At 59.2% G+C, this 10,267-nt stretch carries 2 protein-coding genes and 3 pseudogenes; 1 reads left to right on the forward strand and 4 read right to left on the reverse strand.

Features of this window, described 5'->3' with window-relative positions; genetic code table 11:
• Positions 1 to 392: 392 nt before the first annotated feature.
• Both AC5ZFO_RS46205 and AC5ZFO_RS46210 read right to left on the reverse strand, forming a co-directional pair.
• Entirely contained in the window at positions 393 to 2,516 is a 2,124-nt protein-coding gene (locus AC5ZFO_RS46205; protein ID WP_496124035.1) for a prolyl oligopeptidase family serine peptidase, read from the reverse strand.
• A gap of 1,710 nt (positions 2,517 to 4,226) precedes the next feature.
• The gene (locus AC5ZFO_RS46210; RefSeq protein WP_496124036.1) at positions 4,227 to 4,802 is read right to left on the reverse strand and encodes a hypothetical protein; all 576 of its coding nucleotides are present in this window, start codon (positions 4,800 to 4,802) and stop codon (positions 4,227 to 4,229) included.
• Between the two features lie 127 nt (positions 4,803 to 4,929).
• Between AC5ZFO_RS46210 and AC5ZFO_RS46215 the strand changes: the two are divergent.
• Positions 4,930 to 6,314: pseudogene (locus tag AC5ZFO_RS46215) on the forward strand (MFS transporter).
• 1,521 nt (positions 6,315 to 7,835) lie between these two features.
• Here the strand turns inward: AC5ZFO_RS46215 and AC5ZFO_RS46220 are convergent.
• A pseudogene (locus AC5ZFO_RS46220) lies at positions 7,836 to 10,110 on the reverse strand (T3SS effector XopP-like protein).
• A 17-nt stretch (positions 10,111 to 10,127) separates the two neighbouring features.
• Positions 10,128 to 10,267: pseudogene (locus AC5ZFO_RS46225) on the reverse strand (IS630 family transposase); the annotation flags it as partial.

Below are 10,267 nucleotides of genomic sequence, written 5' to 3' on the forward strand. Positions count from 1 at the left end.
ACACCCACATCCTCTCAGCCAGGAGGCGATCTACGCCACCTTGCCCCTCACGCCGCGGCAGCGGCTTCGTTCAATCCACAAACGAAATTGCAGGGTTTGACCGCCTCTATCCCCCAATCCCTGCAATCTCAAGCCGTCTCGAATCCGAAAAATAGACTCTCGCTCAATCGCTTAGACCCTTGTTCTCGGACGACGGGGTATTAACGAGAAATCGGCCTTGAGTGACCTACCCGGACTGATAGGCGAGACTGAGGGCGTAGCTGATCGCTCGGATTCATCCCCAGGGACATACCATAGTCTGCGGAGAATGAGCAAAGACGGGCTTGCTGACGCCGCTGCCGATAACGTCGTCCGCCAAGCATCATCGTTGAAGTAGATCTTAGTCCTCGACATCACTCATCAACAAGCCGCCGGAATGCATAAGTATATTCTAAAGCGATCCGGCGTGCCTGTTCAATGAGATTGGCGGCGGCGCTATGCCCCCCGTCGGTATTCTCATAGTAGAGGTACGGTTGGCCCAACGCAGCGAGCCTCGCCGCTGCCTTGCGACCATGCGCTGGATGCACGCGGTCGTCCTTGGTGGACGTGAGAATGAAGGGGGCCGGGTAGGTCTTGCCTGGCACCAACCTCTGATAGGGCGAGTAGGCCTCGAGCCACTTGCGCTGTTCGAGAATGGTGGGATCGCCATACTCGCCGATCCAGGAGGCTCCGGCGCCCAGCTTGGTGAACCGAACCATGTCGAACAGCGGAACCTGTAAGATGGCCGCATTGAAGAGCTCGGGTCGTTGGGTGATTGCGGTCCCTACCAGGAGGCCTCCTTGGCTACCGCCGACTACGCCCAGCCGGCGGGGAGAAGTGATTTTGCGCCGGATCAAGTCCTCCGCGACGGCGATAAAATCATCCCATGTGCGCTGCTTCGTTGCTCCTTGGGCAGTCTGGTGCCATTGGGGCCCGAACTCACCCCCGCCGCGCAGATTCGCGACAACATACGCGTTGCCCTGCTCGAGCCAGAGTCGTCCGGTGAGGCCCGCGTAAGAGGGGATGAGCGGAGTCTGAAACCCACCATAGCCATAGAGAAGCGTTGGAGTTGATCCGTCAAACCTTGCGCTCTTGGGTCGTAGCAGAAAGTAAGGAATGCGGGTGCCATCGCGCGAGATTGCCTCGAACTGTTCGACGACAAGTCTCGAGGCGTCGAACCTAGGAGGTGTCGTCTTCAGTGTCTCAAGGCGTTCGGTTGCGGCGTCGAAGTACCAGAGCATCGTCGGGCTAAGAAAGCTGGAGACGGTGAACATCGCCTCGTCCGTTTCATGCGATGCCGCAGCCAGACCGACACTCGCATTCTCTGGAAGCGGGATCGGCGTGGCCTGCCAGGCGCCCTGATGGTACTTGTAGACGAACGCCCTACTCTGAACATTGTCGAGAATCGTTAGGATTAACAAGTTTCTTGTGGCGGTGAATCCGCTGAGCGCTTGTCGAGGCCCAGGCTTGAAAACGAACGTGGGTCTGGCGCGCAGCGGATCCTGCTTCCATTCGGCCAGGTCATACGAGATGATCGAGCCGGCTGAGAAGGGGGTGTCTCCGGACGGTGCCATCCAGTCTTCGTTTAGCGTCACCAGCAGGCGACCACTCGCGATGCCCCCGATGGTCGCCTTCTTTGGCAGATTGAGCTTAATCGGCTTGGACCCAAAGAGAACATACTCATGCTCGAACGAACTGATGCTGCGGACGGCGCCGGTCGCATGGATCCTGCCTTCACTGTCGCGCAGCACGAATGGAGTGGCCCCGACATCGGTCGGCTCGCCACGGAAGACCTCGTGTGCTTCCGCGAGCGACTGAGCGCGCTTGAGCTCCTTCACAACGAAAGGGTAACCGGCTTGCGTCATGGTCCCTTCGCCCCAATCGCGTGCAATTAGGACCGTGTCGCTGTTTACCCAAGTGACCTGCTGTTTTCCCTCGGGAAGTTCGAAGCCGTTCGAGACGAAGGTTTTGGCAACTGCGTCGAACTCCCGGACGAACACAGCGTCCTTTCCGCCCTCTGAAAGGTGGAGCAAGCACAGGCGCTCTTGGGGCGGAAGGCAGCTCGCCCCTTTATAAATCCAGTTCTTTTTCTCCGCCTCCGCCAGAGCATCCACGTCGAGAATGGTCTCCCATCGTGGGCTTTGGGTTCGATAGCTTTCAAGCGTCGTACGCCGCAAGACGCCGCGCACCTGGTTCTCGTCCTGCCAGAAATTATCGAGACCGCGCTGTCCCAATGAGACGTACGGAATCCGGTCCTTGGCCTGAAGAACGTGGAGCGCTTCCCCGTAGAAGCGCTGGTAACGTGGATCAGATTGGAGCGCACTGAGTGTCTTGCCGTTCTCGGTGTGAGCCCAAGCTAATGCGCGCGGCCCTTCGATTTCCTCAAGCCAAAGAAAAGGATCCTCAGCCCCGCTCGCAGACGCTAGCGCCTGGGACAGTCCCGCGGCCATCAAACAGCTCATGGATAGCGACGCTGCGAGAAAAAGCGAATTTTTCATGGGAGTTGTCCCGAAGTTAGCCAGCCGGACTTGGGCGTCTTGCTAGTGAGTGGAAGCATTCGGAAGATGCATACTCGGCTTCAAAGAGCGGGCATGCGGGAACTGCGTCCGCTGGCTTTCGATGGAGCAAGCAGCGTGCCGCTTGAAAATTGGAGGTTCTCCAGTCGTTTCCAACCCATGTAAGTGTCGACTTTTTGGACATCCGTCTCAAACCTGACAATCGGCTCTTAGTAAGGGCGGCATGTTGCGCAGCGGCCGCCTTGCTCATGGCACCGTTCGGCCACTCGCAACTCGGCTATGGGCAGCATCATCCGTCAACAGTTTCGACTTTAGGTGTGAAGTGCGACCACAAGTTCGATCTTCGCGGCCTCGCCGGCACCATCAGTGCCCCGCGAAGGCCGCCCGATTTGCGGCCTGTTGGCTGGGATAGACTTGAGGCGATTGGCGTTGAGCAACGCCTTTGTCCGCCAGCCGAACGCGTAACCTGCGGCAGGTTCGGCGGCCGAGCCCGTATGGAAGGCGCTCGACGCCACGATTCCTAAATTCCGCAGCGGGATCTCTCCTGAGCAAGCGTGACCGCGGCGAGCCCCAACATCACGTCGCCGGTGAATCCGAAATGGAGACGATAGAGCCACCAGATTGCGCAGCACCGGTCGAGATCGCACATGGCGAGCGCGCGCCTTATTGCTACGACCATCCGCGCCCTCGGCTTCATTCCTCGTATCATCTGGAAACCTCGACGTCTCGGCCAGCGTTCTCTATTTCGTGTTTTGATCGGCGATGGTTCGCTGTGCGCGTGCATTAAATGGACAGGTAGCTAAGATTGATGTTCGTCATGCGCTCTTTTCCGCGTTTCGAAGCTGGCTGCACACGCCTATGTGCATGCGATCTACCGTGACCCTACGGTGGAGGTACTGCTTGCAAAACGCCCAGATCTGGTAGGGCCAATTGACAGGACTCCCATCCGATAAATACGCTCGCGCAATCCCACTGCTACGCAAAGCGACTGCGCCACCTGCGACGGTCGGTTGCGGCTACGCGACCTTTGCTGACACCTCCTTAAGAATACCTCCGCGTCCGCCAAGACTATGTAGGCTCGCACCGGCAAAAACTACGCCGCTTCCGAGTGCCCTCCACGGTCACCGGTTTCGCGGCCCAACTTGCGCGAACCCAGCCGACATCGAGCGCTGGTTTGGCGGCCAAGCCCCGTCTGAGCGCGCTGGCAAGTCTCTGCCTCGCTGAACAACACCTCGGACAGTTCGGCCCGCCGCAGCACACCATCGTGCAGCGCTTGTTGGGATTGATCAGACGCAAAGCAGCCGAGACAATCATCCCGCGCACGGCTAAAGGTGCGACGCTGGCCGCGTGTAATGGGCATTCCCCGACGTCCCCCAGTCCTCCGATTCTGCGTGCTATGGTGCAACCTCGGACTGGCCGACAGCCGGAGCTACATCGGTCAAGCGAAAGTAACATCCTCAGGTGAGGCAATACGGGGGGCAATATTGCAGCCCGGATGACAGGTGCGGCACCACCCAGACGAAGTGGCCAGGATGACCGTGCATCGTGGGCCGCCAGCGGGTCCGATGATGCGTACCCACTGGCGGCGCGAGCAATCCACTGCTAAGCGGTGAATCGTTTATCCAGGTAAGGAGACCCGAAGTGACCGCAGGACTCCAGTCCGGCGCGATCGCTTCACCGTCGGGTTGCGTCTCATACCCGCGTAAGCTTAACGAACCCTCCTTCGGCTAATTCGGCTTTGTAGGCCCGTCCGTTAAGCTGGATTGTTCTGGGGTTATTAGCGGTCGGCATGAAACCTTCTTCGCGCAGCTTGTCCATCAGGGCAGGTGTGGCCCATTGCTGTGGTAGCGGCGTTCCGAAGCGCCGGTGCTCCGTGAAGAATGCTCCGAAGTCCGGTACCCCTGCCCGGCCGACCCCAACCACTTGGTCCTCCGCAGGGTTATGAACAAGAAGAACGCGATTGGACCCATCCAAACCGGCCGTGTAGCGGTGACCTCGGATTTCATAGGTCATCGTCGGCTGGTCCGAGTCAGGCAAGAGACCCTGGTGGACCAGCCTCTCGACCATGAAGTCAGGCGCGATTTGCGAACCGTGTGAGAATCTCCGGGGAGCGGCGAATGAGACATCTACCGCTTCCTCAAGTGCGGCAGATGATGATGGTCCCGCTTCGTTCATGATCTGACTGAACAAATCATGATCTTCTTGTGTCCAGACGTGCGCCGTTGGTGATTCTGGTGAACGGGCATTGTCGATCGGGTTCGGATCCATAAAGCTCTCCTTTCTATTACGAGAACAAAGGCCTCTTGAAGATCTCCGCAGGGAGTGAGCTGAAGTTCGTTACGAATTCAGACATGGGCGGCTTCGTCATCGAGAGGCCAAGTTTGAGTGTTAAAGAATGTTTGGGTCAGGGATCGCGCTTCAGATTAGGTCGAGGATGTCGAGGCAATCTACTCGAGAGAGGCTGGAGCCGGTCCTCGATCCCGCAGACGAACGCTTGACGAGCCGCGCCGTGTTGGGCGCAACCATCGGCAATATTCTCGAATTCTACGACTTCGGGACCTACAGCTTTTTCGCGATACAGATCGGCCAAGCGTTCTTCCCGGCAACCGACGCGTTCGCTAGCCTCATGCTGTCACTCGCAACCTTCGGCGCAGGTTTTGTGACCAGACCGATCGGGGCCATCGTACTCGGCTCGTATTCGGATCGGGCCGGCCGACGGCCCGCGATGACCGCCAGCTTTACCATGATGAGTGCCGCGGTCCTATTGTTAGCTATCACGCCATCGTATGAGACAATAGGACTTGCCGCGCCGTCACTAGCCGTCTTCGCACGCTTGCTGCAAGGCTTTGCTCTCGGAGGTGAAGTGGGTCCGACGACCGCCTACTTGATGGAAGCGGCCCCCGCTGACGCGCGCGGTCTTGCTGTCTCCTTTCAGCCCGCGAGCCAGCAGATAGCTGCGACGGCCGGAGCGTTGGTTGGAGAAATACTCTCGCTCACCATGACAAGCGAAGCGCTCAATGCGTACGGATGGCGGATCGCGCTGCCGCTCGGCGCCGCTACGTTGCCGTTTGGACTTTGGTTGCGGAGCGTCTTACCCGAAACGTTGCACCGGCCCGAGGCGCACGTTCTGGTCGCCCAGCCTGGAGACCAATCGAGTGCCGATCGCCGCATCATGAGCTTGGGATTGTCATCTTGGCCAGCTGCACGATCACTACTTATGTTACGGGATATATGACCACCTACGCGATGAACACCCTCCACGTTTCCGCGCCGCTCGCCTTTGGTACCATGCTCATCAGCAATGTGGTCGGAATTGCTACGGCACTGCTGGGCGGCCTGCTCGCCGACCGCGCAGGTCGTCGTCGGATCATGATATGGCCGCAGGTCACTGCATTGCTGATGACCTATCCGGTATTCTTGTGGATTGCAGAGAGCCGCAGTGCCTTCGCACTTCTAGGAGGTCTCGGCGTCCTCACCCTGATCGGAACGATTCCGTATAGCGCCTTCTACGTGAGCATGGCCGAAGGTTTGCCCAGGAACATTCGTGGTGGCGCCTTCGCGACGATTTATGCTTTTGCGATAGCGATTTTCGGAGGCACAGCTCAGCCGATCGTCACCTGGCTGATCCACCTTACCGGGAGCGCGCTCGTGCCCGCCTGGTACATGCTTTTCGCTAGCGCGGCCGGGCTCTTTGCCATGCTCATGATGCCGGAGACGGCTCCACTCAATTTTACACCTAACCATAAACGAGCCTTCGTAACGCCACGACGGCTACCCTAGGTATTGCCGGAACAATGGACATCCATGACGTCCGAAATCAATGCGAACCATCGAACCGAAGGGCGCTATGGGCGTGGCATGGAAAAGCAATAGATCCTGATAATTCGACCAGTTTTAGATCGAGCGCGGGCTCGCGTCGAAACACAGCGTGCTGTCTAAAACGACTTTCCCGTTCACCCAACCTTCGCCGATGCGGCGGTTGCGCGATTTGCGGTAGTCACCGACTGGCTGGAAGCGAGCAATCGCTTGATCATCTTAGAGAACAAAATGGCGCCGCTTGCACCATATGCCAGTGTAACTCGCATGAGGACGCGGCCGCTGTCGGAGCAAGCGGCCGCACGAGGCTCGACTTCTCTGCTTGACTTGTTTTCGGTCCTCAGTGTCGCACGCACGAGGGATCGGTCAAACAAAAGAACAGGTCGCAGATACCATCCAACGGGTCGTCCGCGCACTGAGGATATGATGTATCGGCTACTTCAACCCTGCCAGCAACCGGTTGCGCGGCAACTTTTGCAGCAAAAGGAGGCACCGCCGTCGTTGCAAGCGCGAGGGCGCTCGCCGTCACTAACACAGACTTTTTCATTCGAGTAATCGCTTCCCTAGGTTAGCCCCAACCGTCCTCGATGGTCTATATGACGACGCTGTAAGCGGTAAAATTGATTTTCTCGATCAGATCTATCTAGGGAATGGATAAGTCCGGACATCACCGTACGGCTCAATGTTAGCCCGCTCGGAACCTGCAATCTGCTTCATGATCGAACGCTGGAGGAGCCGCGGAGTGGTCGATGCATGTCTGGGAGCACTCGAGTACAGCGCTTTCTCGAATCCGGCTTGTATCGTCCGAGCAAGGCGACAGTCGGTTTGCATGGTCCCGCACATGCGCTTCCCGAACGCGCCTGCGTCACACTTGGGCGCGCGATGTTCATCAGCGAGTGAGAAGACTGCGAAGATCGCTTACCCATTGTCTTGTTGGCCTGGGCTGCAGAGACGCTCAAGGAAGAACGACGAGCCCCAGCATCTTTGGGGGCCAAGGAGGCTTGATGCTGGGACCGTCGTAGCCTTATGCAAAAGTAGCAAACAGGCGGCGTTATTGTGCACCGCCCGGCTTGATTCGTCAAAGCGGCCATGATGCTCAGCTCCCGTGCCACCGAACCATCTGCGATCCGTTGAAGATCCGCCGAGGGTTTGCGCGCCAGTTTGCCGCGGGCAAAGAGGCGAAAAGCCACTGTTACATCCGGGCGGATCGCCGCCTGCATCAGGTACATGTTTTCCGTCTGCACACTCAGCGGCCTAACTTCTCGCATGGGTGCCGATGTTCGCCACAGCCCGGAATGGCGGCTTGCTTGTGGGACAACCGACAATCCCTCCACCGCGGGCTGATACCCTGCCGTGAGGCGAGTTCTCTCCCGGGCTTCATCCTTTTGTAAGATGGGCTCGGCGCTGCTCAAGCAATCCGCCGCGCCGGTCTGGAGGCACGAACGCTGCCACTGAACGGCTCACCGCCGCACGGCAACCAGCTCACTAGATCCCCAGTCGAGCCATCTGCGCTGAAACGTGCTCCGGATCGGGAAGTGGCTGCCACGGCCGGCCAGCAGCGGTGCTCAACAAGGACCTACAGAACCCAGCAGTGAGCTTGCCGCGGTGGATCACGACATTCTCGTGACCCTCGGCGGCTCGAGCGTTCTGCCAATGCTGATTGTATCCGCGCTGTTCGTTGGACTTCACGTGGCAGGCGGCGAATTCGCGATCGCCCAGCGTTGCCAATTGCGAGGCATAAACCGGCCGCTCGGTATGGATGTGCACCCACATCGGTCTTGGCATCGCGCCGGTGCGCAGCGCCTTGGGCTGCAGCTTGATCTCGAATAGCTTACCTGGCTCTCCCTTCAACGCTTGCGGCGGACCCACTGAGTCCAGTTCCCCCGCCACGCGCAACTGTTCGAGATACTTTTGCGATGGAAACGGGTACGTCTTCATGCAATCGCTCGTGATTGCTGCCTTCCGCGCTTTCAATGAGTTTGCCTGTCCCTGCACCTCAGACGACATCGCCTTGAGCCGGAGTATTTTTTCGTGCACTTCGGGCACTTGCGCAGGCGTGAGCAGGCCACGTCGGCGAGGCTCCTCCAGCGCGGCTGCACAGGCCTCAATCTCGGCGGCCTGCGTCTGCAAGCGCCTAATGACGAGATCCAAGACGTGGTCGGCGTCCTCGGGCTTTATCTGGCGCGCTTGCGAGACGGCACTTTGCTGAGCCGGCAGATCAAATTGCAGCAGCTCGTCCAGTCGCTCGAGTAATCCCGCCAGTGCTTTCCTGGAGGGCGGAGCCCGCCACATCTGGAGGTGCTCGGTAGCAGAGGTTGACGCCCTCGCGCGTGCCTCCTCCGCGGTCGCGAGTTTTTTGGTACCGAGGTCCGAGAGCACGATAACCTTGCCGGTTCGGGCCGTGGCCGCATCGAGCCTGGCGACTTGCGGCTCGGGCGGGCGGGCCGTCGAACTCCCCTCGCCTGCGGCCGCTGCGCGCCTTCCTTTGCCCTTTCTGCGCGCTGCACTGCTTTCGCCCACCATGGCGGTATTTTCCGGCAGCGCAGCCCAAGCCGGCGGTTCAATCGTGGCTGCTAGCTTTGGCTGCACTGCCAGCAACCGCATGACTTCGTTCGCGGTAAGCCACGCACCTTCCACGATCTCGTCCAGCAACTGCAACGGAAGGTCAGCTCCCGTTCCGACCGCCCTCAGCGTGGCAACCATGGAACTCACCCCTGAAGCGAATTCCGAAAGCCGCTCCATGACACCTTCCAGAACGGCGCGATGCTCGGCGTCGAGCGGTGCCCCGCTGCTGTTCAGAACGGCCTCGGCGGTCGAGACGAATGCTGGAAAAACATCTCCGATGAAGGTCCCGAGCAGACGCACCCGCCCGCTCTCGTCCATGAGGGCGTCGTGCACGTCTGGGTCGAGCGTGCTCGCTCGCGAGTCAATCAAGAGCTCCACGAGAGCGATCCGCGATTGCAGATACATGCACTTCGTATTGAGAGCCCAGTGCGGCCTCTTCGGCCTTGCGCATCTCGGGCGTGCTGCTTGGCAAGTTGGCAGTAGCCGCACAGACAGACTGCATCCGCTCCAAGCGCAACACCTTCTTTCCCCACCATTCCATGCAGGCTTCATAGAAGTTCGCCACGCCTGCAAACGCGCCGGACACCTGGGCGGGCGTACCGGTGCCTCTGATCCTCGGGAGCCAGCCTGTTGCTTCCTTTCTTTTCTTCTTCAGCTCGTAAATAATCCGGGTGGCCACTGCGTTACATTCATCGGCCGCGTCCAGCGTGTCATCGCGGAGCCGGCGAGCCGGATCGTCGGGCAGAATGCGACGCGCCAAATTGGCAAGCAGATCCGCGTAGTACTCCAGAACTGTTGAGCCTGCTTTGACGACTTGATCGATCAGCTCTTGCGCCTCTTGCAAGTTCTGGGCGTGCGTGGCCGCTCGACGGCTAGCTTCAAGCTCCTCAAGCAGGCCGCCCATTTTTCGCCTTGCTGCCTTGATCTCGTCCCGCGTTGGCGCCGCCACATCCGAAGTTGAGTTGCCAAGCGCCGCGGTCCTGTCTTGAGGTCCAGAGCGCATCCGCTCCATGACGGCATCGAAAGATTGACTGCGTCCTCCCGGGAAGAGGCTGGGCTCCACGCTCGAACCGCTCACGTCTCCGGTGTTGCCGGCTCCTGCGGCCCCCACTTCCGATGCGCCGGCTCGGCCAATGCCCGTATGCTTCGTCTCCGATAAAAGTCGCGAATATGCAGCCCGTCTGATAGACCGCATGACTGACGACTAGTGGTTCATCTCAGTGATTTTGACTCTTTGGCGGTGGTTGGATAGGCGCGGCCGAGTTTGTCGCGTGCTTTGTCGGTTGTGAACATCCATTTGATGCGGTCTCGGGTTTTATTTCGCCGCCGTTGCCATGCTGCGATCTCGTTTT

Source organism: Bradyrhizobium sp. Unk1 (genome assembly GCF_059512345.1).